21 protein-coding genes are annotated in these 20011 nt (G+C 37.5%); 9 read left to right on the top strand and 12 right to left on the bottom strand.

Annotated features, from left to right (window positions below; all coding sequences use genetic code 11):
* Nucleotides 1-129 precede the first annotated feature (129 nt).
* The gene (pyrF, locus tag DHD80_RS18655) at nt 130-951 is read left to right on the top strand and encodes an orotidine-5'-phosphate decarboxylase (RefSeq protein ID WP_251742984.1); all 822 of its coding nucleotides are present in this window, start codon (nt 130-132) and stop codon (nt 949-951) included.
* Between the two features lie 5 nt (nt 952-956).
* On the top strand, nt 957-1721 hold the full coding sequence (locus DHD80_RS18660; protein ID WP_251742985.1) for a helical backbone metal receptor: 765 nt from the start codon (nt 957-959) through the stop codon (nt 1719-1721).
* On the opposite strand, the gene DHD80_RS18665 is transcribed toward DHD80_RS18660, so the two are convergent.
* Nucleotides 1707-1889: a Lacal_2735 family protein gene (locus DHD80_RS18665; RefSeq protein WP_251742986.1), complete on the bottom strand. Its 183-nt coding sequence runs from the start codon at nt 1887-1889 to the stop codon at nt 1707-1709. The two genes, DHD80_RS18660 and DHD80_RS18665, sit on opposite strands and share 15 nt — an antisense overlap.
* Before the next feature lie 155 nt (nt 1890-2044).
* The gene (locus DHD80_RS18670; RefSeq protein WP_251742987.1) at nt 2045-2746 is read right to left on the bottom strand and encodes a DUF4197 domain-containing protein; all 702 of its coding nucleotides are present in this window, start codon (nt 2744-2746) and stop codon (nt 2045-2047) included.
* A gap of 145 nt (nt 2747-2891) precedes the next feature.
* On the opposite strand from DHD80_RS18670, the gene tnpA reads away from it, so the two are divergent.
* Nucleotides 2892-3335 carry an IS200/IS605 family transposase gene (tnpA, locus tag DHD80_RS18675; protein ID WP_251742988.1) on the top strand — a complete coding sequence of 148 codons (444 nt, stop codon included), beginning with the start codon at nt 2892-2894 and terminating at the stop codon, nt 3333-3335.
* A gap of 94 nt (nt 3336-3429) precedes the next feature.
* Here the strand turns inward: tnpA and purU are convergent, their stop codons facing one another.
* Complete coding sequence (gene purU, locus DHD80_RS18680) at nt 3430-4281, bottom strand: formyltetrahydrofolate deformylase (protein ID WP_251742989.1); 852 nt, start codon at nt 4279-4281, stop codon at nt 3430-3432.
* A gap of 141 nt (nt 4282-4422) precedes the next feature.
* Here purU and DHD80_RS18685 point away from each other — a divergent pair, with 141 nt between their 5' ends.
* Nucleotides 4423-7878, top strand: coding sequence for a methylmalonyl-CoA mutase family protein (locus tag DHD80_RS18685; protein ID WP_251742990.1), 3456 nt, complete (start codon nt 4423-4425; stop codon nt 7876-7878).
* Nucleotides 7879-8108: 230 nt separating this feature from the next.
* Here the strand turns inward: DHD80_RS18685 and DHD80_RS18690 are convergent, their stop codons facing one another.
* On the bottom strand, nt 8109-8588 hold the full coding sequence (locus tag DHD80_RS18690; protein ID WP_251742991.1) for a hypothetical protein: 480 nt from the start codon (nt 8586-8588) through the stop codon (nt 8109-8111).
* Nucleotides 8589-8910: 322 nt separating this feature from the next.
* Nucleotides 8911-9309, bottom strand: a complete 399-nt coding sequence (locus tag DHD80_RS18695) for a hypothetical protein (protein WP_251742992.1) — start codon at nt 9307-9309, stop codon at nt 8911-8913.
* Nucleotides 9310-9423: 114 nt separating this feature from the next.
* On the opposite strand from DHD80_RS18695, the gene DHD80_RS18700 reads away from it, so the two are divergent.
* The 3 genes from DHD80_RS18700 (at nt 9424) to DHD80_RS18710 (ending at nt 11770) form a co-directional block, all read left to right on the top strand.
* A complete protein-coding gene (locus DHD80_RS18700; protein ID WP_251742993.1) occupies nt 9424-9870 on the top strand; it encodes an Lrp/AsnC family transcriptional regulator in 447 nt (148 codons plus the stop codon).
* Nucleotides 9871-10051: 181 nt separating this feature from the next.
* Nucleotides 10052-10249, top strand: coding sequence for a DUF1328 domain-containing protein (locus tag DHD80_RS18705; RefSeq protein ID WP_251742994.1), 198 nt, complete (start codon nt 10052-10054; stop codon nt 10247-10249).
* A gap of 114 nt (nt 10250-10363) precedes the next feature.
* Nucleotides 10364-11770: a hypothetical protein gene (locus DHD80_RS18710; RefSeq protein WP_251742995.1), complete on the top strand. Its 1407-nt coding sequence runs from the start codon at nt 10364-10366 to the stop codon at nt 11768-11770.
* On the opposite strand, the gene DHD80_RS18715 is transcribed toward DHD80_RS18710, so the two are convergent.
* Nucleotides 11760-12977, bottom strand: coding sequence for an MFS transporter (locus tag DHD80_RS18715; RefSeq protein WP_251742996.1), 1218 nt, complete (start codon nt 12975-12977; stop codon nt 11760-11762). The genes DHD80_RS18710 and DHD80_RS18715 overlap by 11 nt on opposite strands.
* A gap of 78 nt (nt 12978-13055) precedes the next feature.
* Here DHD80_RS18715 and DHD80_RS18720 point away from each other — a divergent pair, with 78 nt between their 5' ends.
* The gene (locus tag DHD80_RS18720) at nt 13056-13670 is read left to right on the top strand and encodes a DUF1684 domain-containing protein (RefSeq protein ID WP_251742997.1); all 615 of its coding nucleotides are present in this window, start codon (nt 13056-13058) and stop codon (nt 13668-13670) included.
* Here the strand turns inward: DHD80_RS18720 and DHD80_RS18725 are convergent.
* The 5 genes from DHD80_RS18725 to DHD80_RS18745 form a co-directional block, all read right to left on the bottom strand.
* Nucleotides 13667-14770, bottom strand: coding sequence for an outer membrane beta-barrel protein (locus DHD80_RS18725; RefSeq protein WP_251742998.1), 1104 nt, complete (start codon nt 14768-14770; stop codon nt 13667-13669). The genes DHD80_RS18720 and DHD80_RS18725 overlap by 4 nt on opposite strands.
* 132 nt (nt 14771-14902) lie before the next feature.
* Nucleotides 14903-16129, bottom strand: coding sequence for an ammonium transporter (gene amt / locus DHD80_RS18730; protein WP_251742999.1), 1227 nt, complete (start codon nt 16127-16129; stop codon nt 14903-14905).
* Between the two features lie 36 nt (nt 16130-16165).
* Nucleotides 16166-16504 carry a P-II family nitrogen regulator gene (locus tag DHD80_RS18735; protein WP_251743000.1) on the bottom strand — a complete coding sequence of 113 codons (339 nt, stop codon included), beginning with the start codon at nt 16502-16504 and terminating at the stop codon, nt 16166-16168.
* A gap of 251 nt (nt 16505-16755) precedes the next feature.
* On the bottom strand, nt 16756-17127 hold the full coding sequence (crcB, locus tag DHD80_RS18740) for a fluoride efflux transporter CrcB (RefSeq protein WP_279347071.1): 372 nt from the start codon (nt 17125-17127) through the stop codon (nt 16756-16758).
* Entirely contained in the window at nt 17120-18175 is a 1056-nt protein-coding gene (locus DHD80_RS18745; protein ID WP_251743001.1) for an effector binding domain-containing protein, read from the bottom strand. The genes crcB and DHD80_RS18745 overlap by 8 nt, the downstream gene beginning before the upstream one ends.
* Before the next feature lie 305 nt (nt 18176-18480).
* Between DHD80_RS18745 and DHD80_RS18755 the strand changes: the two genes are divergently transcribed.
* The gene (locus tag DHD80_RS18755; RefSeq protein ID WP_251743003.1) at nt 18481-18864 is read left to right on the top strand and encodes a nucleoside triphosphate pyrophosphohydrolase family protein; all 384 of its coding nucleotides are present in this window, start codon (nt 18481-18483) and stop codon (nt 18862-18864) included.
* Nucleotides 18865-18895: 31 nt separating this feature from the next.
* Here the strand turns inward: DHD80_RS18755 and DHD80_RS18760 are convergent, their stop codons facing one another.
* Complete coding sequence (locus DHD80_RS18760; protein ID WP_251743004.1) at nt 18896-19948, bottom strand: branched-chain amino acid aminotransferase; 1053 nt, start codon at nt 19946-19948, stop codon at nt 18896-18898.
* Between the last annotated feature and the right edge of the window lie 63 nt (nt 19949-20011).

The raw sequence follows: 20011 nt of genomic DNA on the forward strand, positions 1-20011 counted from the left end.
TAACTGATAACTGATAACTGATAACTGATAACTGATAACTGATAACTGATAACTGATAACTGATAACTGATAACTGATAACTGATAACTGATAACTGATAACTGATAACTGATAACTGATAACTGATCAATGACTTCACAGGAACTTACCGAACAAATTTTCAAGAAAAAGTCATTTTTATGTATAGGCCTGGATACAGACCTGGAGAAAATTCCAACCTACCTATTAACTGAAGAAAATCCTATCTTCAGTTTTAATAAAGCAATTATTGATGCTACGCATGAATTTTGCGTTGCCTATAAACCCAATATCGCCTTTTACGAAGCGGCTGGGGAAAAAGGCTGGACGGCCCTTCGCAAAACTATCCAGTATTTACATGAGAAACATCCGGATATTTATACGATTGCCGATGCCAAACGCGGCGATATTGGCAATACTTCCCGTATGTATGCGAAAGCGTTTTTTGAAGATCTGGGCTTTGATAGTATAACGGTTGCGCCATATATGGGTAAAGACAGCGTAGAGCCCTTTCTGGAATTTGAAAACAGGCACACGATTTTACTGGCTTTAACATCTAATGAAGGAGCATTTGACTTTCAGACTTTAAAGTCTAACGGAGAGGATATTTATAAAAAAGTAATTAAAACTTCCCGAAAATGGAAAAATTCTGAGAACCTGATGTATGTAATTGGTGCCACTAAGGCAGAATATCTTCAGGAAATTAGAAAAATTATTCCCGATAGTTTTCTTTTGGTGCCTGGAGTAGGTGCGCAGGGAGGAAGTCTTGAAGATGTTTGCAAATACGGAATGACTAAAAATGTTGGTTTGCTGGTGAATTCTTCCAGGAAAATAATCTATGCTTCCCAATCTTCAAATTTTGCTGAAATTGCCGCGGCTAAGGCATCTTCCATACAGGCTTTAATGCAACAGGAACTGGAGAAAATCCAATAAAGAGTATGATTATTCAGGACCAGTTAGGTAGGAAGGTTGAACTGGATAAAGTTCCTGAACGGATTATTTCCCTCGTTCCCAGCCAGACTGAACTCTTAGTGGATCTGGGATTAATAGATCAAATCGTTGGGATTACAAATTTTTGTGTTCATCCTAAAGAGTTGAAAAATATAAAAACTTCAGTAGGGGGTACAAAAAAAGTCAATTTTCGAAAAATACGAGATCTAAAGCCCGATATCTTTTTTTGTAATAAGGAGGAAAACACTCCTGAAATGATTGAGGAATTACAAAAAATCGCCCCGGTTCATATTTCAGATGTATCTAATCTTAAAGAAGCCTATAAAATGATTTCCCAGTATGGACATATATTTTCCAGGGAACTGGCGGCGCAGGAAATTATTGATACAATTGAGAAAAAGGTTCTAAAAATGAAAGAATTGAAAAGGCCAAGAAAACGAGTAGCCTATTTTATCTGGAAAAAGCCTTTTATGGTTGCCGGCAGAAATAATTTTATCGATGCAATGTTGGCATTAAATAATTTGGAAAACGTGATACAGAAATCCAGATATCCGGTGGTAGATCTCAAAGAATTGCCGCAAATAGATCTTTGCCTCCTTTCTACAGAACCATTTCCATTTTCAGAAAAGGACAAAAAAAATTTCAACTCGCTAAATTGTCAAATTGAAATTGTAAATGGGGAATATTTTAGTTGGTACGGCAGTCGTCTAATAAAGGCGATGGATTATTTCAAAAATTTAAATATCCATTAAACTGCACTGCATCCTCTGAAGTTCCTGTTTAATTTTGCAAGCTCTTTCATGCAATTTTTCACTCTCCTCTTTATTCAATAAAGCTGCTTTATATGATCTAAACATCAAACGCGAATATTTTTCGCATAATAACTCCTCGCGGCTTTTATTCTCAAAAATTCTAAACATTTGTGTATTTATTATTCTCACTTCATTTTCCTACAACTACAAATGTATATTGTAATTGTGGAACTAAAGTTTAAAATCAAGTTAACACTTACTTAAAAAACACTGTTTTTTAAGTAAAAACGTTAAAAAAACGGGTTTATTAATATTCGTACTAATTAATCCTGCAATGAAAAGACCCGCTTTAGTAGATCTGTAGTTCGGGCTACTATGTTATTTCGGATCTCCTTTTCCTCTTCAGCGATCATAAAATAAACCCCCTTTAGGGCTTCATTTGTGACATAATCTGGTAAATCTGGATTTACCTTAGAAGTTAAGGGAAGTGTATTATATTTAGCAATAATATTGCTCCAAACCTCGGTGGCTCCCACTTTATTCAATGAATTGGTGATAATGGGATTGAATTTTTGATAAAGTGGTTGTTCCGTTTTTCCGGTTAAGTAAACAGTTGCCGAGTTATCTCCACCCAGTAGAATATTACGGGCATCAGTAAAAGTTATTCCCTTAACCGCATCGGTAAAAATGGGTATAGCTTCCTGCACAGCGTCTTCGGCAGCACGGTTTAAAACTTTTAAACCTTCATCTGCCAGGGAACTTAAACCAACATCCCTTAAAGTTTTATCTACTTTTTGCAGTTCCGGTGGAAGGCCTATTCGAATCAATTCATTTTTAAAAAATCCATCCTGTTCAGCCAGTTTGGTGACTTCTTTTTCTATCCCGAATTGTAAAGCCTGGCGTAATCCACTCCCAATTTCAGCATCGGTCACTCCGTAGGTTTGGGGCAGCTGTCCGGCGATGGTTTGTAATTCGGCACAGGAGGACATGAGTAAAATGAGCCCAAGGGCGATGAACTTTTTCATAATGAGTATTTTTCAAATATAAAGACTGAAAGTCTAAACATCCATTGCTAAAAGTTATATTAATACTAAAACAATCAGTTTTAATCAAAAGAATTCCCGGAGGCTCTGCCTCGGGTGTCGCGTAAAGATATGTAGATTTGTGGATATGAGTGAGCATCTCCATAAGAGTCATAATAAAAGCTTGTTGTTGTACCATTTTGTTTGTCCAATAAAATATAGGCGTAGTGTTCTAACCGAATCGGTTTCAAAAACTTTCAAAGAGGTGTGTTTGGAGATAGAACAACGATATGAGATGAACTTTTTGGAAATAGGTCTTGATGGAAATCACGTACATTTTTTGATTCAAGGCGTTCCAAATGATGCTCCGAAACAAATTATCAGTGCAGTAAAAAGCATCACGGCAAAAGAAATTTTCAGGCTTCACCCTGAGGTAAAACAACAGCTTTGGGGCGGAAAATTTTGGACAAGTGGGTATTATGTCAATACTGTTGGACAATATGCCAATGAGGATGTCATAAAGAAGTATTTACAGAATCAGGGGAAATCGGATTACGAAAAGTTGCATTCAGGTCAACTACGGTTGTTCTGATTGGGATACCCCGATGGCTCTGCCTCGGGGTAGTTCATTTATAGGTTGTTAGTATACTTTCCCCGAACAACCCCCGGGAAATTATATATGCCGATTAGATAAAAACGATCGTTTTATTATTATAAACCAGCGTTTTGCGATCCAGATGAAGTTTAATTCCCCTGGCTAGTACGATCTTTTCCAGATCCCGGCCTTTTAAGATAAGGTCTTTTACTGAATGGCTATGCGAAATTCGGGTAATGTCCTGTTCAATAATAGGTCCGGCATCAAGCTCTTCGGTTACATAATGACAGGTTGCTCCGATAATTTTCACGCCTCTTTTGTAAGCAAAATGATAAGGTTTTGCTCCCGCGAAGGCCGGTAGAAAGGAATGGTGAATATTGATAATTCCGTTAGGAAAGGTTTTGATCAGTCTTTCGGAAATAATTTGCATATAGCGAGCCAGAACAATAACGTCTATTTGATTTTCTTTTAGCAGCTCCAGTTGCTGGGCTTCGGCTTCTTCCTTTTTACCTTTAATAACAGGAATATGATAAAATGGGATATCAAAACTTTTGGCAATTGGTTCTAGATCCGGATGGTTGCTTATGATCAATGGGATTTCTACATTTAACTCACCAGACCTGTACCTTCCCAGAATGTCATAGAGGCAATGCTCATACTTTGAAACGAAAACTGCCATTTTTAGCTTCGCTTTGGCTGGGAATAAATGCCAGGACATGTGATAAGGATCACCAATCCTATTCCTGAATTCATTTTTAAAACTATCAGAATTTATTAGATTTTTGAATTCACATTCCAGCCGCATAAAAAAGATCTTATTTTCTACATCTACATATTGATCGATATAGATTATATTACCTTTATTTTCATAAAAAAAAGAAGTGACTGCAGCTATAATCCCCGAGGTATCCGGGCAATGGATAAGCAATGTAATTTTAGACATGCAATGTGTTTTGCAGCCTAAAATTAAACATTTTCAGGTATTTGTGTAAGCCAGTGATTAATATTATACTATTCCTAAAGAAGACTGCTAACTTTTACAATTTTCGTAAATTGCAGCTCCAAAATTTAGACTCTATTAAAAATGGAACAACAAACTCCCTATAAACCTAAAAATAAAATAAGAATTGTAACTGCAGCTTCCCTTTTTGACGGACATGATGCAGCAATCAATATCATGCGGCGAATCATTCAGGCTACAGGCGTTGAGGTAATTCATTTAGGTCATGACCGCGGCGTGGAAGAAGTGGTGAATTGCGCTATCCAGGAAGATGCCCAGGCGATCGCGATGACTTCCTATCAGGGCGGCCATAATGAGTATTTTAAATATATGTATGACCTGTTACATGAAAAAGGAGCGGGCCACATCAAAATCTTTGGAGGTGGGGGCGGAGTGATCCTTCCTGAAGAGATCCAGAAATTGATGGATTATGGAATTAATCGTATTTATGCTCCAGATGATGGTAGGGAAATGGGGCTGCAGGGCATGATCAATGATATGATTAAAAGAGTGGATACTGAAGTTCCACCTCTTCAGGAACCAGATAAGGTTTCAGAAAATCTCAAAAATAAAAATGTAAATACCATTTCCAGACTTATTTCCCTGGCTGAAAACAGGCATGAAGAATTTTTAGAGTTTTTTCCCAAATTGGAAGAAACGAAAAAGGGGGAAACTCCTGTTCTGGGGATTACCGGAACCGGCGGGTCTGGAAAGTCAAGTCTGGTAGATGAGTTGGTGCGAAGATTTTTGGTAGATTTTCCTGAAAAGCATATTGGGATAGTTTCCGTAGATCCTTCTAAGAAAAAGACCGGTGGGGCCCTGTTAGGTGACAGGATTCGTATGAATTCTATCAATCACGAGCGGGTTTATATGCGTTCTCTGGCTACAAGACAGGCGAATCTGGCCCTGTCTAAATATGTAGCGGAAGCCGTTGATGTTTTAAAAGCTTCAGGATTTGATCTTATTATTTTGGAAACTTCCGGAATTGGTCAAAGCGATACCGAAATTTTAGATCATTCAGATGTATCATTATACGTAATGACCCCGGAATTTGGTGCAGCCACTCAATTGGAAAAGATTGATATGCTTGATTTTGCAGATCTGGTAGCGATCAATAAATTCGACAAACGAGGGGCACAGGACGCATTGCGCGACGTGAAAAAGCAATACCAGCGCAACCACCAGTTATGGCATACCGATGCTAAGACACTTCCGGTTTTTGGGACTATTGCTTCCCAATTCAACGATCCCGGGATGAATACGCTTTATAAGCATTTGATTGATGCGGTTGAAGAAAAAACAAAATCTGGCCTTTCTTCCACTTTCGAGATTTCGAAAGAAATGAGTGAAAAGATCTTTGTGATCCCGCCAAAACGTACGCGTTATCTTTCAGAAATAGCTGAAAATAACCGGAGCTATGATGAAAAAGCGAATACTCAGGTTGAAGTTGCGCAACGACTTTATGGAATTTATAAAACCATACTTTCTGTAGCTAATGTCACGTCAAGCGCAGTCGAGACGTCCCATCTTGAAAAAAATGGCCTGAATGCAGATGAAATTCTGAAACAGGTTCAGAATGATGAGAATGATGATTTTTTAAAGCTTCTTTTTGCTGAATTTGATAAAACCAAAATGGATCTTGACCCCTATAACTGGGAAATAATTATTGGCTGGCAGGAAAAAGTGACTAAATACAGGGAGCCAGTCTATAGTTTTAAAGTACGCGATAAAGAGATCAAAATAAAAACGCATACCGAGTCTCTTTCCCATTCACAAATTCCCAAGGTAGCGCTGCCAAAATATAAAGCCTGGGGAGATATTCTTTTATGGTGCCTTCAGGAAAATGTACCGGGAGAATTTCCATATACCGCCGGTCTTTATCCTTTTAAAAGAACCGGCGAAGATCCCACCAGGATGTTTGCCGGCGAAGGCGGACCCGAACGTACGAACAGGCGCTTTCATTATGTAAGCCAGGGATTGCCTGCAAAACGTTTGTCTACGGCTTTTGATTCGGTGACGCTCTACGGAAACGATCCCGATCACCGCCCGGATATTTATGGTAAAATTGGTAATTCCGGAGTATCTATTTGCTGCCTGGATGATGCCAAGAAATTGTATTCCGGTTTTGACCTTGCCGATACGATGACTTCTGTGAGTATGACCATAAATGGTCCTGCACCCATGTTGCTGGGATTCTTTATGAATGCAGCGATAGACCAGAACTGCGAAAAATATATCAAAGAAAACGGTCTTGAAGATAAAGTTGAAGCAAAGCTGAAGGAACTTTATGATGATAACGATATAGATCGTCCATCTTATAAAGGCGATCTTCCCGAAGGAAATAACGGTCTTGGGCTCATGCTCTTAGGATTGACCGGTGACCAAATCCTGCCGGAAGATGTTTATAAAAATATCAAAACGGAAACCATCAACGTAGTTCGGGGTACGGTTCAGGCTGATATTCTAAAAGAAGATCAGGCGCAAAATACCTGTATTTTCTCTACTGAATTTGCCCTGAGATTAATGGGTGATGTTCAGGAATATTTTATTGAAGAAAAGGTAAGGAACTTTTATTCGGTTTCCATTTCAGGATATCATATTGCGGAAGCAGGGGCGAACCCAATTACCCAGCTGGCGTTTACGCTGGCGAACGGATTCACTTACGTGGAATATTACCTGAGCCGGGGGATGGATATCAATAAATTCGGACCCAATTTATCCTTCTTCTTTTCTAACGGGGTAGATCCCGAATACGCGGTAATTGGTCGTGTGGCCAGACGGATCTGGTCCAAGGCTTTAAAATATAAATATGGGGCGAATTCACGTGCTCAAATGCTGAAATATCATATTCAGACTTCTGGTAGATCGCTCCATGCCCAAGAGATCGATTTTAATGATATTAGAACAACGCTTCAGGCGCTCTACGCGATTTACGACAACTGTAATTCATTGCACACCAATGCGTATGATGAAGCGATCACCACTCCAACAGAAGCTTCCGTAAGAAGGGCTATGGCCATTCAACTGATCATCAATAAAGAATTGGGTCTTACCAAAAATGAAAACCCGATCCAGGGATCATTCATCATTGAAGAGCTTACAGATCTTGTGGAAGATGCTGTACTTACCGAATTTGATAGGATTACGGAAAGAGGCGGGGTTCTTGGGGCGATGGAAACCATGTATCAGCGGGGGAAGATCCAGGAAGAAAGCCTTTATTATGAAACATTGAAACATAATGGTGATTATCCTATTATTGGAGTAAATACGTTCTTAAGTTCTACCGGTTCTCCAACCGTGACGCCCGGAGAAGTAATCAGGGCTACAGAAGAAGAAAAAGAAGCTCAAATTAAAACGCTGGAAACCTTACATAAAGCGAAAGAATCAAAAGCCGAAGCGACTCTTGAGAAGATCAAGAAAGCAGCGGTGAATAATGAAAATCTTTTTGAGCAACTTATGGAAGCCACTAAAGTTTGTTCCCTGGGACAGATAACGCATGCCTTGTTTGAAGTAGGAGGGCAGTACAGAAGAAATATGTAAGCAGAGAGCCAACTTTTTCTGCTTAAGCGGAAAAAGTTGTGCGAATCGCTTATCCCGATAAGCGTAGCGATATCGGGATCTCTTTTTAATCAAGTATATGATAAGAAGTTGTGAGCAAAAAAATCCGCCCTGAACGAAGTCGAAGGGTTTATCTCGATAAGCGCAGTGATATCGAAGTTAATTTATAAGACCTTGCAGGTTTTAAAAACCTGTAAGGTCTTTTTTTAGTTTTATTTATAGTCTTTAATCTTCCGCTTAAGACGTTGCACCGCCCGGAAAACCGTCATGTCTGAAACTTTATAATTCTCTGCGATTTTTGATATAGGAATTCCTTTTCTTTGACTAACTAATGCAGAATAGGTTTGATCTTTGGTAAGTTTACTCAACTTCAAGTCATTTTCGAACTTTCTTTCCGGTGAGATTAGATGCTTTTTGCTCCAATAAAGATTGTTTGGATGGAGGTTTTCTATATTGCCGTCTTTGTAAGTGGCATAGTGCCGTCCTTCCGGAATGGGGCCTCCATAGGTTTCCAGTATTAATTTGGGCACCGAATATTGGGAATGATTGAAATAAACAATCTTCAGTATTTTTCCTGTTTTTCCCCTGTGATCCTTAATATTTAATGATTTTTCGTTGTACTTAACTTCAGATCCGTCTGCCTTGATCTGTAAATCACGGAATTTAGGGTGTCGCTTCCATTGGTTGCTCATTCTTCATCAATTAAAGTAAACTTCAGTTTATTAGGGGGTTGGTAAAACTAAGCAAAGATAAGTAATGAGTTTTAAATATTATTTCACGAATTTTCAAAGGCTAAATCCTCTCGTGCAAAGGATTTCAGTATTCAATCATTTTCTGTATTGAAAGGTTATGTAATCGCTATCATTTCCACTGACCTTTTACTAGATGGGCATTTTTTAGGAGCAAAATTTTTTAATAATCTGAAGTTATTAAGGGCAAAGAAAATAAGAAGCACCAATTATTAAATAGCTACCGATAAATTTGTGCGGAGAATTAGCAGAATGTTATAAGGATTTATAAACTAAGTTTCCAAACATATTGCAATTTTCTAAATTTTTTCAACTCTCTACGCAAAAGTTTTACGAAATCGGTTCCATTGCAACTGGAAAGCTCTAATCTTTCACAGTTCTTGTATAGGATATCTGTAAGCCGACCAACTGTTGCGGCGTAATTCAATTTAGAATCAGATAGATTTGCTTTCTCTGCATTTTCAATATTAGGTATAAGGGAAAGTGACTGGCGAATGATATCGCCGGTAAAATAAATTTTAGAATCTTCGGTTTCCCTTTCATTCAAAACTGCCATTTCAGGAATAAGATAATCAGAAATATTTCGGGTAAGATGAATTATTTCCTTTGCTTTTCTGTACAATGGTGAATAATAAAGCTCCGAACTGGAAAATTTATAGGCCATAGCTTTAATTTTTATTTAAAAGTAATTGTAATTCAATAAACTTGAATTTAAATAATAAGGAAGAATCGAATATTTTATTTTAAATTTAAAGAATAATAGATTTAATACTTTAATATGCAAATTGATTCCATTAATTGGGCGATACTCGAATCACTTCAGAAAAATGCACGGGAGTCTTTTTCAGAAATTGGAAGAAAAGTAGGATTGTCTTCTCCTGCAGTAGCAGAAAGGGTGAAAAAGATGGAAGATGCCGGGGTGATTTTATCCTATCGAACCAAAGTTTCTGCACATAAGACGGGATATCAACTTAGGGCAGTAATTACGTTAAAAGCCTTTACGGGTAGATTAAAGGCTTTTCTGGAAAACATTAAAAACTTTAAAGAGGTAAGAAATTGTTATCGAATCACCGGTAATGAAAATATAATTATGGAAGTAGTACTTCATGACCAACTTCATTTAGAAAGGCTTATTGATAAGCTTATTACCTATGGGGAAACGAGGACTAATATTGTTTTGTCGAATGTCATTGAAGATCAGCCTATTCAGCAAAGAATATTATAAATATGAAAAGTCTCTTTGCTAGTTTTTACATAGTTTTAAGGTTAAACAATTCTTTCAATTTTTAACGAATGCTTACCTACAAATTATTTTTTAGTTAAATCAACTCTAATTGTAATTTTTTTAAGATGTACACGACAATTACTGAAGTACATTTGTACCATAAAAGAATTTAAAAATTATTATGAAAAAGAAAACTCTGTTATTTTTTATTTTAACGTTGATATCAGGATTGATTGGATTTACAGGATTGTCTTTTTCAGGAATCGAAGTTATAAGAGTATTATTCCTTGTTTTTGCTGATTTATTGATTATTTCATTAATCTCAAAATGGTTCTTTCCTGAAAAACCAAAAGTGAAATTGCAAACAATTCAAAAATAAAATATCGAAAAAATTAGAAAAAGAAAAAGATTAAACCCTGTATGCTAGCCATACAGGTTTTTTTTTGGAATAATTAATGATTCAATTCTTATATTTAGAAAACAACTTATTTCCATGAAAAACTTTCTGCTAAGCATTTTTGTGATTTCTTCTTTCCTTGCCAATGCCCAGGACTTTCGATTTATAAAAGGATCGGTTACAGATTCCCTTCCTATAAATCTTGAAAAAAGCGCAACTTTTGCACTATTTGCACCCTCAAATTATACTTCAGAAAAAGAATGGCCGGTACTATTTGTTTTTGATCCTTTGGGAAGAGGTAAGTCAAGTGCTAATCTTTTTAGGAACGTAGCAGAAAATCAGGGTTACCTAATAATTTCTTCAAATATCAACATTAAAGAAAAACCACTAGATAGCGTAGTAAATATGGCTACCACGATGTTTAATACCGTTTTTAAAAGTCTCCCTGTTAATAAGCAAATGGTCTATTCTGCTGGTTTGAGCGAGGGGGCACAAATAGCTTCAAGCCTTCCTATATTCTATCCAGATGTTTCAGGGGTATTAGCGATTGGGAATTCACTTTTAGATAGAAAATCCATAAATAAGAAGAAACCTTTTATGTTTATTGCGATGGGGGGGAAAAGGGATTATATGATCTATGAAATGGAACTTTATCTAAAGTTTTTTGATGATATCGATTTTCCAACCGATGTTTATTATTACGATGGGAAGGAAGATGAATGGCCTGATCCTCAAATTTTGGAGAATGCAGTATCGTCTTTCAGTTTACAGGCGGTGAAAGATGGCCATAGAACAAAAGATGAAAACTTCGTGGCAATCCTTTACAAATCTCAGGTAGACTATGCCGAAAGATTAAGAAGGCAGCTCAATTATTATGATTCTTATGAGGTTTTGGAAAGAATTGAAAAAAGGTTTGAAGATTTTGGCTACGAAGATCAAACTGAAGATATGCTTAAGGAATTAAAGCGGAGTGACGGTTTTAAAAAGCAACGCAACAACTTCAGGCAAATCACCTCTTATGAAAGAACGCAACAGGATGAATACGAATATCTTTTGAAAAATGATATTTATAATGCCGATTTTCAAAATATTGGATGGTGGGCTTATCAAATTGATGAGATTGATAAAATTATAGATAATTCCGATGCCTTAAAGTCGAATATGGCTTCCCGTTTAAAAGGATATTTGGATTTTATAACTAAAAAGAATTTCGACCAGATAATAGCCAGCAATGCAGGCATAGATTATAAGATATATATAAGTGTTCTTAGAACAGCCATCAATAAAAGTGATCCTGAAGCTTACTTAAAAATTATTTCCCTTGCGGGTGCAGATGGCGATGATCAAACTGCTTTATTATATCTGGAGGACCTCTTAAAAACCGGGTTTTCAGATATAGAAGCACTTTACAATATCCCGGGGGCATTGAATCTCACTTTTACAAAAGAATACAATGCACTGATCAAGCAATATTTGGGAGAGTCAAAATACTTTAACGACTAATCTCGATAGTTTCTTTTTCCAACTTCTTCCGAAGAATTAAAAGCAACAATATCCCAATAATTGCTAATCCTAACATGATATACCAGGTGAAGGCAAATCCAAAATTACCTATTAAGTGCATTCCTGAATTATGCCCAAAGATATGGCTTATAGAAAATGCAATACTATATAAAGCCATATAGGAACCTTTCTTCTTCCCATCAGACCTGCTCAGGGCAAAAGTGTTTGAAAAGGGAAATGCGATCATTTCTCCGATAGTCAGGAAGAGCATTCCAACGATTAAAATTCCTATCCAACCGGTTAAATTTAGGAGCAAAAAGCTGATTCCGCAGAGAAGAAAGCCTAAAATCACATTCATTAACGCTGATAATTTTGTGTTTTCCAGATATTTGATCAAAGGCATTTCGAAAAGGAAAATGATAAGACCATTTAAACCCATTAATAATCCAATATGAAATTCATCTAATTGATGGACTTCAGCATAAAATAATGGCATTGTTGAAAAATACTGCACGAAAATAAAACCGAAGAGGATCATCGTGAAAATGAACAATAAATAAGATCTATCTGAAAATGCGGATTGACTGCTGGTAATAGGTGCCTCTACCTCCTCTACAGATTTTTTAGGATGCAAAAGTTTAAGCAATAATAATCCTGCGATAAGACAGGTGATCCCATCTACCCAGAATAATCCCCCATAACCAATATGGGCAATAATCAATCCGCCAACGGCAGGACCTGCGGAAAAACCAAGATTAATGGCAAGTCGAATTAAAGTGACAGATCTTGTCCTATTTTGAGGTTTGCTATATGCGCTAATCGCCACGAATACTGCGGGTCGAAACATATCTGCGACGCACATTACCAGGTATATCCCCAGGCAAATCGTCCAGAAAGTATCCGGAACCTGAAGCAAAACGAAAAAAAGCGACGAACCAATCAAACTTATCGCCATAGTGCGATAATGGCCAATTTTGTCGGTTAGCCACCCGCCAATCCAGGAACCGGTAACCGAGCCAAGTCCAAAAAAGCTTAAAATCCAACCTACCTGTTCCAGGCTAAAATCCAGGCTTTTGGTTAGATAAAGGGATAAAAAAGGAATTACCATAGTTCCTGCCCTGTTGATCAAAGTAATCAAAGAGAGCAGCCAAATTTCCTTGCGGAGTCCTGTGAATGAACCCAGATAGGATTGGTAAAGTTTATTCATGAATGCCGTTATACCCCAAAATTAGATTAATTTTGAACTTTATGATGACTATTTTTAAACACTTTCTAAAAAATTGCCATGAGACATTATAAGCTTCAGGTATTTATCACTTTACTTTTTATGGGAACCTTGGTTTATGCCCAGCATTCTGACTATACTCTTTCTTCGGAAGAATTTCAGAAGCAATTAAATGAATCCTATTATGATGCGGAAGAATCTCCTTTAGAGCCCGAAGACCTGAAGAATTTTGAAGGTCTTGAATTTTTTGAAATCGACGAAAAGTATAAAGTGAAAGCCAAATTTGTAAGAACCCCTGCGGAACCTCCTTTTGTCATGAAAACGAGTACAGATAGACTGCCGATCTATGTGAAATATGGAGAGCTTTATTTCAGCTTAAACGGAAAGGATCTAAAACTAAATGTTTATCAAAGTCAGGATTTGGGCAGAGATCCAGAATATGCCAATTATTTGTTTATTCCCTTCACCGATCTGTCGAATGGGGATCTCACTTATGATAATGGCAGATATCTGGACTTTCAAATTCCGGAAGGAGAAGATATCACTTTAGATTTTAACAAGGCTTATAATCCTTATTGCGCCTATAGCGGCAGGTATTCCTGTCCCGTTCCCCCGAAGGAAAATTTTCTTGAAACAGAAATACTTGCCGGCGTAAAGGCTTATAAAGAGCATTAAAAGGCGTAAATAGCAGCTACCAGAAAGGAAGCAAGATTGCTATCCGGATTTAAATCATTATCCAAAAATGCAGGAAAATCATCAGAAACACTATCAAGTCTTAACTCGGGTTTGATCATCAAACTTCCCACGGTGTAATTTCCGGTTAAGGTAAACGCGGTAATGCTGGTATTAGCGTCATAGATAACCGCGCCATCTTCCAATCCTTTAAAATATTCCGCTCTTAGGCCCAGCCCAAAACTATCTGTAAGGGAAACCTGGGGATATAGGGCAGCTCCATAAAAACCAGTCCCATCTGTGGTTTGGTAGGTTGTATTTAAGCCAAGATAGAAAGCATCAGTTAAATTCCATCCCGTGGTTAGATCTACCTGGAATAACGCATCGTCTGAAAGGCTTTGTTCCCCGTATAATAAATTCAGATAAGCACTACCACCATCATTACTGTATCCCAATTGTCCTCCAAAAGAATATTTTCCAATGGGATTATATTCAGTATAATCTGTTGGGTTCATCACGGCCAGCATCCCCGTCCAGTTATCATCAAAACTGAAATCAGCTTTTAATCCCGTATGGGAAAAAGGTCCGTAAGAGAACATATAAGAAGTAGAATAATTAAAATTCCCCACGGGTGAAATCACTTCGTATCCCAAAAATGTATTCCAGTTTCCCAGGGTAAATTTCAAGGCATCGTTCACTTTATAATATACATACAACTGGTTTACAATATTGGTTGAGGGAGCTGAAAGGAATACGGCATCTTCACCGCGAGGCCCAAAAACAAGGTCGGCCACAAAACCAACTTTATCGTTTTCATAGCCAAGTATAACATTGGCCATTCCAAAGGAGAAGCCGGGATCATTGGCGAATGATGTGGCTGGTGCTTCTGGTGAGGCAACGAGTAAGCTAGGTTCAGCAGGATTATATACATCTTCATTTAAACCATTGAAATTGGTTCGGAAATAAGCATCCACACTACCGTTAATACTAAATTTTGGTGTGTCCTCTTCAGGTGTTTCCTGAGAGAGGGCATTGGTACAAAGGGTAAATAGACCCGAAAAAACGATAAATTTCCCTAATTTTGAAAAGTTAATTGCTTTCATAATTCAATTGGTTAATTGTTATTTATTTGTTTAGAAGCGAATGATTAATTGTAGTTAATCAAATTTGGAAGTAGTTAATAAAACGGAGCGTTCTGCAAAACGCTCCGTTGTCATTTTAAGAATTCCTAAAATTTATTGCTGATTTAAGCCAAAATCAGGATACGCATCCATTCCATGTTCATGAATATCAAGGCCTTCAGTTTCTTCCTTCGCTGAAACCCTGAGGCCAATAGTAATTTTTAATATGTAGAAAATGAGGAAGGAACTTACCACGCATATAGCGGCATAGCATCCAACTCCAATAAGTTGGGTTACAAATTGATCTACTCCTGCAAGATTTCCGAAGATTCCAACGGCGAGGGTTCCCCATATTCCGCAAATAAGGTGAACGGCCACAGCTCCCACAGGATCATCTAATCTTAATCTATCAACAAGGGCAACTCCAAGTACAATAATCACCCCTGCGATCACCCCGATAAGAATGGCATCTGTAGGAGACATTTGATCTGCTCCTGCAGTAATACCAACCAAACCACCAAGAATTCCATTTAAATACATGGTGATATCATAATTTTTATAAAGTAAAGAAGAGAAAATAAAGGAAGAAACACCTCCTGCTGCTGCTGCCAGGCAAGTTGTTACCAGGGTTAATGAGGTTAATCCTGGATCTGCTGAAAGTACAGAACCCCCGTTAAATCCAAACCATCCCAACCAAAGGATGATCACACCTGCAGTGGCCATGGGCATACTATGCCCCGGGAAAGCACCAATTTTACCATCCTTGAATTTTCCAATTCTTGCCCCAAGTAACCAGATTGCAATTAATGCTCCCCAACCTCCAACGGAGTGTACCAGCGTTGAGCCCGCGAAGTCATAGAATCCCATTTCATCCAGGAATCCACCACCCCATTTCCATGATCCCGCAATAGGATAAACTAGTCCTACATAGATGACCACAAAGATCATAAAAGAATTGATCTTGATCCTTTCAGCCACTGCACCAGAAACTATGGTGGCGGCTGTTGCAGCAAACATTCCCTGGAAAAGGAAATCTGTCCAGTAGGTATAACCTTCGCTGTAGGCCAGATCCAAGGCCCCGTCAACTAATGGAGCACTTAGGCCAAAACCGGCAAAGCCCAAATAACCATTAAAATCACCGGGATACATGAGGTTAAAACCAAGCAATCCATAAAGCAATAGCCCCATGGTAATGATAAAAACGTTTTTGAATAAAATATTGATTGTATTTTTTTGTCTGGTCAATCCAATTTCAAGAAATGCAAACCCAAGGTGCATAAAGAATACGAGTGCCGTACAGATCATCATCCATACGTTATTGATAGTTAATAGTCCTTCCATAATTTTTAGTTAATAGTTTTTAATTCTGCTCAACGCTTATTTTAAAGAATCTTCGTCTTCTTCTTTTGTTCTGATACGATAAGCTTTATCAATGCTTGAAACAAAGATTTTTCCGTCCCCAACCTGTCCCGTATAGGCTGCTTTAAACAAGGTGTCTACGGTTTTCTCCGCAAAATCATCAGAAACGATAATAGATAAATATCTGCGCTGAATATCTGTGGTGCTATAGCTTACACCTCTGTATACATGCCCCACTTTTTCATTACCAACCCCGGTAACGTCCCAGTAGCTAAAAAAAGTAACCCCAATGGCATGCAACGCCTCTTTGGTTTCGTCGAATTCCGACTTCCTAATGATTGCTTCAATTTTTTTCATATGTAAATATTTATTGTTTTTTAATGGTCATATGCAATTCGCATATCTTTATTGGTATTTGTATCGTATTCCCGTTATGCTCATTTCATAATATAGTGTTAAGAATTGGACAAATTTATAAATTATTATTAAGTACCCTAAAAAAATAAGGGCTATAGGTTAATTTTTATTATAAAAATAAAAATAACCCCCAAAAATTTAGGGGTTGATATTTATAAAGCATTATAATTTTGAATATGCTATATAAAATACTAAAGCGAACGGGCTAGAAAGATTCCGAAAACGATAGAGAGAATTCCAAGAAAGATGCTTCCGGTAAGATAAAGGACGAAATAGGCGTAATCCCCTGATTTTATGAGATTAAGATTTTCCAGAGAGAATGTGGAAAAGGTGGTAAAGCCACCACAAAATCCAATGATGATCAAATAGCTAACTGGATGGGAAAGTGTATTGTTTTTTAAAGCCCAGCCAATAAAAAATCCCAGGATCAAACTTCCCAGGATATTTACTGTAAAGGTTCCCAGAGGAACCGCATGAAATTGATTAAAATATTTGCTGATGAGGTAGCGGGCACAACTTCCCAGACCACCTCCAAGAAAGATCAACAAGAGATTTTTAATCATTTTCGACTTCTTGTGGTTGTTTGATAGGTATGAAAATTTCAGTCACCCATTCTGAAGGATTGGCATTGTCATTAGGACCGGTGATATAAACTTCGAAAGGTTTTAGGGTTTCATCGGTTTCTAAATTGTTTTCAGCTAAATAGGCAAAAGCTTTATCCCAGGCTTCCTGCAAATTATCATAATTTCCCTTCAAAGTAGTTTTTAGTACTTGCTGGTTGGGAATAAAGGACGTCAAAATTTCACTTTCTGCGGGGGTGATTACTTCACTCGGTGTAAAATAACCCGCTGAAAAAATGGTATTGCCCCGTTCTTCATTCCATTCATTATAGATCACCAGGGGATCACCGGAAATTTGAATATTATTGTTCCTCATGTAATTTCCCACATCAGTGAACATCGTCATCATCTTATCACGTATCTGGCTAATTCTGCTGGAAGTTGCCGTATACATATAAAAGCCTCCACCATGTTGGGTTAAACCATCTACATTTATGGAATAGGTACTCATTTTTTTAGTCAATACGCGATCCAGATTATTCAAACCTTTTTTGAACATGGGGTTCATCATTTCGGTGATACTTTCGTCCTGGAAGGAGAAATACAATTTTTCCATAAAAGATTGATCGCCTTTCATTCCCCAGGTTACCCGAGTGCTGTCTTCAACTTTATCAAATTTCCAATAAACTATGCTTTCTGATTCTCCAAAAGGTGTTTTCATGACCATCTTTTGTTGTAAGCTGTTATGGGGATTGGCTTTTATAGTTTCCATTTCGCCATCACCCATATTCTCGCTTTTCCAGGAATAACTGGCGCCTTCGCCCGAGGTTTTTCTTCCGTAGTTAATAATCATATCATCAGAATCTTCACTCCAGGGCTCCCATTCTTTCCACGTGGTATAATCATTTACTTCATTAAAGACCAGTTCCTGAGGTGCTGCGATCATTTTGGAATCTTCTACCTGAAAATCTCCTTTTTTCGTGGCCACATAAACAGATGCTCCAATGATAAAGATGAGTAGGAGAAAGAAGATGTATTTTAAAATTTTCATAGGTTTTGGGTGTATTGGTAGCGCTAAGATAAATAAAATTGAAAACTGACTTTTCTCAGTCCTAGTTCCTAATTAATCTTTCAACTGGATTTTGATGATAAAAAGAAGGGCAATAAATAATAGAAAGCCTATCAGAATAAATGTACTGCCTTTATAATACTTCTTATGTAGCTTGAGATCTTTGCGATAGCTGTAAATCATTAAGATGATAAAGGCGATCATGAAAAAGCCAGCAAATATCCATTGTGCTTTCGAAAACATTTTCTGTATTTTTATGCAAAGGTAAACTTAAAGCTTTAAAAATTATGAAGAAAAGAATAGCTGCTGTTAAAGAATTTCATTCCGCATTTGGATTGGGCAGCAATGAAAAGCCTGTTGCCGATCTGGGGGAAAGAAAAAATTTACTTCGCTTTAATTTGATGAAAGAAGAAAATGAAGAATATCTGGAAGCAGCCAATAATAATGATCTTATTGAAGTTGTCGATGCTCTGGGGGATATGCTTTATATTTTATGCGGAACCATTATTGAACACGGGATGCAATACAAAATTGAACAGGTTTTTGATGAAATTCAGTCCAGTAATATGAGTAAACTGGGAGCAGATGGAAAACCTATTTATCGCGAAGATGGAAAGGTGATGAAGGGGCCAAATTATTTTAAACCTGATTTTTCGAAGATATTGAAATAAAAAAAATCCCGGTTTTTGCCGGGATTTCCTTCTATTCTTTCACTTCATACCGCCATCCAAAGGGATCCTCAGCTTCGTTATATTGAATCTTCATCAGTGTATCCTTAAAAGCATGAGCATAGGAATCTTCTAATTTTGGCAGATCATAATTCTTGCCTTTATTACCGAAACCTGTAATTGGGTTGATTACCGTGGCAGTTCCCGAGCCAAACATTTCTTTTAGATTTCCGCTATCAGCGGCTTCCAGAATTTCCTGAACGGTCACTTTTCTAACTTCCATTGGAATATTCATTCTTTCCGCTAATGCGATCACACTTTTCCGGGTAACTCCATCTAAAATCCTATCACTTATAGGAGCGGTGATTAATTTATCGCCAATTCTGAAGAAAATATTCATAGTGCCCGCTTCTTCCAGGTATTCATGCGAATTTGCATCGGTCCATACGATTTGTTGATAACCTTCCTCTTTCGCAAGGTTGGTAGGATAAAATTGTGCTCCGTAATTTCCTGCAGCTTTGGCAAATCCAACCCCACCATCAGCAGCACGACTGAACTTGTCTGAAAATTTTACACGTACTTCTCCGCTGTAATATGATTGTGCCGGAGAACAAATGATCATAAATTTATATTCTTTTGCCGGGGAGGCAGAAACTCCTGCTTCCGTAGCAATGACAAAAGGCCTAATATATAAACTGTTTCCAAAGCCTTGTTTGATCCAGTCTTTTTCAAGTTTTAATAATGTTTCCAGGCCATTAAAAAAGAAGTCTTTAGGGAATTCAGGAATGGCAAGCCGCTTACTCGAAGCGTTGATCCTTTCAAAATTTTGTTCAGGCCTAAACATCCAGATCTTTTCATCTTTATCTTTATAGGCCTTCATTCCTTCAAATACTGCCTGACCATAGTGAAAAACCCTGGCTGATGGGTCTATTGAAAGTGGGCCATAAGGTTTTATTACAGGTTCGTGCCATTCTCCATCCTTAAAATCGCTAATCATCATATGGTCTGTAAAAACCTGCCCAAAAGTAAGATTATCAAAATCAGTCTTATCAATTTTGGTTTGGGAAGATTTTTCTATTGATATCATATATAGTTGTTTTATTTGCTTAGGTTGCTTCAAATTTACCTATTTAAAAGCAGAATCAAAATC

Source organism: Gramella sp. AN32, assembly GCF_023718305.1.
Classification (GTDB): Bacteria; Bacteroidota; Bacteroidia; order Flavobacteriales; family Flavobacteriaceae; genus Christiangramia; species Christiangramia antarctica.

Excerpts from the sequence above, each read along its gene's own strand:
- pyrF (WP_251742984.1), top strand. The coding sequence starts at position 130 with ATGACTTCACAGGAACTTACCGAACAAATTTTCAAGAAAAAGTCATTT.
- DHD80_RS18660 (WP_251742985.1), top strand. The coding sequence starts at position 957 with ATGATTATTCAGGACCAGTTAGGTAGGAAGGTTGAACTGGATAAAGTT.
- DHD80_RS18665 (WP_251742986.1), bottom strand. The coding sequence starts at position 1,889 with ATGTTTAGAATTTTTGAGAATAAAAGCCGCGAGGAGTTATTATGCGAA.
- DHD80_RS18670 (WP_251742987.1), bottom strand. The coding sequence starts at position 2,746 with ATGAAAAAGTTCATCGCCCTTGGGCTCATTTTACTCATGTCCTCCTGT.
- tnpA (WP_251742988.1), top strand. The coding sequence starts at position 2,892 with ATGAGTGAGCATCTCCATAAGAGTCATAATAAAAGCTTGTTGTTGTAC.
- purU (WP_251742989.1), bottom strand. The coding sequence starts at position 4,281 with ATGTCTAAAATTACATTGCTTATCCATTGCCCGGATACCTCGGGGATT.
- DHD80_RS18685 (WP_251742990.1), top strand. The coding sequence starts at position 4,423 with ATGGAACAACAAACTCCCTATAAACCTAAAAATAAAATAAGAATTGTA.
- DHD80_RS18690 (WP_251742991.1), bottom strand. The coding sequence starts at position 8,588 with ATGAGCAACCAATGGAAGCGACACCCTAAATTCCGTGATTTACAGATC.
- DHD80_RS18695 (WP_251742992.1), bottom strand. The coding sequence starts at position 9,309 with ATGGCCTATAAATTTTCCAGTTCGGAGCTTTATTATTCACCATTGTAC.
- DHD80_RS18700 (WP_251742993.1), top strand. The coding sequence starts at position 9,424 with ATGCAAATTGATTCCATTAATTGGGCGATACTCGAATCACTTCAGAAA.
- DHD80_RS18705 (WP_251742994.1), top strand. The coding sequence starts at position 10,052 with ATGAAAAAGAAAACTCTGTTATTTTTTATTTTAACGTTGATATCAGGA.
- DHD80_RS18710 (WP_251742995.1), top strand. The coding sequence starts at position 10,364 with ATGAAAAACTTTCTGCTAAGCATTTTTGTGATTTCTTCTTTCCTTGCC.
- DHD80_RS18715 (WP_251742996.1), bottom strand. The coding sequence starts at position 12,977 with ATGAATAAACTTTACCAATCCTATCTGGGTTCATTCACAGGACTCCGC.
- DHD80_RS18720 (WP_251742997.1), top strand. The coding sequence starts at position 13,056 with ATGAGACATTATAAGCTTCAGGTATTTATCACTTTACTTTTTATGGGA.
- DHD80_RS18725 (WP_251742998.1), bottom strand. The coding sequence starts at position 14,770 with ATGAAAGCAATTAACTTTTCAAAATTAGGGAAATTTATCGTTTTTTCG.
- amt (WP_251742999.1), bottom strand. The coding sequence starts at position 16,129 with ATGGAAGGACTATTAACTATCAATAACGTATGGATGATGATCTGTACG.
- DHD80_RS18735 (WP_251743000.1), bottom strand. The coding sequence starts at position 16,504 with ATGAAAAAAATTGAAGCAATCATTAGGAAGTCGGAATTCGACGAAACC.
- crcB (WP_279347071.1), bottom strand. The coding sequence starts at position 17,127 with ATGATTAAAAATCTCTTGTTGATCTTTCTTGGAGGTGGTCTGGGAAGT.
- DHD80_RS18745 (WP_251743001.1), bottom strand. The coding sequence starts at position 18,175 with ATGAAAATTTTAAAATACATCTTCTTTCTCCTACTCATCTTTATCATT.
- DHD80_RS18755 (WP_251743003.1), top strand. The coding sequence starts at position 18,481 with ATGAAGAAAAGAATAGCTGCTGTTAAAGAATTTCATTCCGCATTTGGA.
- DHD80_RS18760 (WP_251743004.1), bottom strand. The coding sequence starts at position 19,948 with ATGATATCAATAGAAAAATCTTCCCAAACCAAAATTGATAAGACTGAT.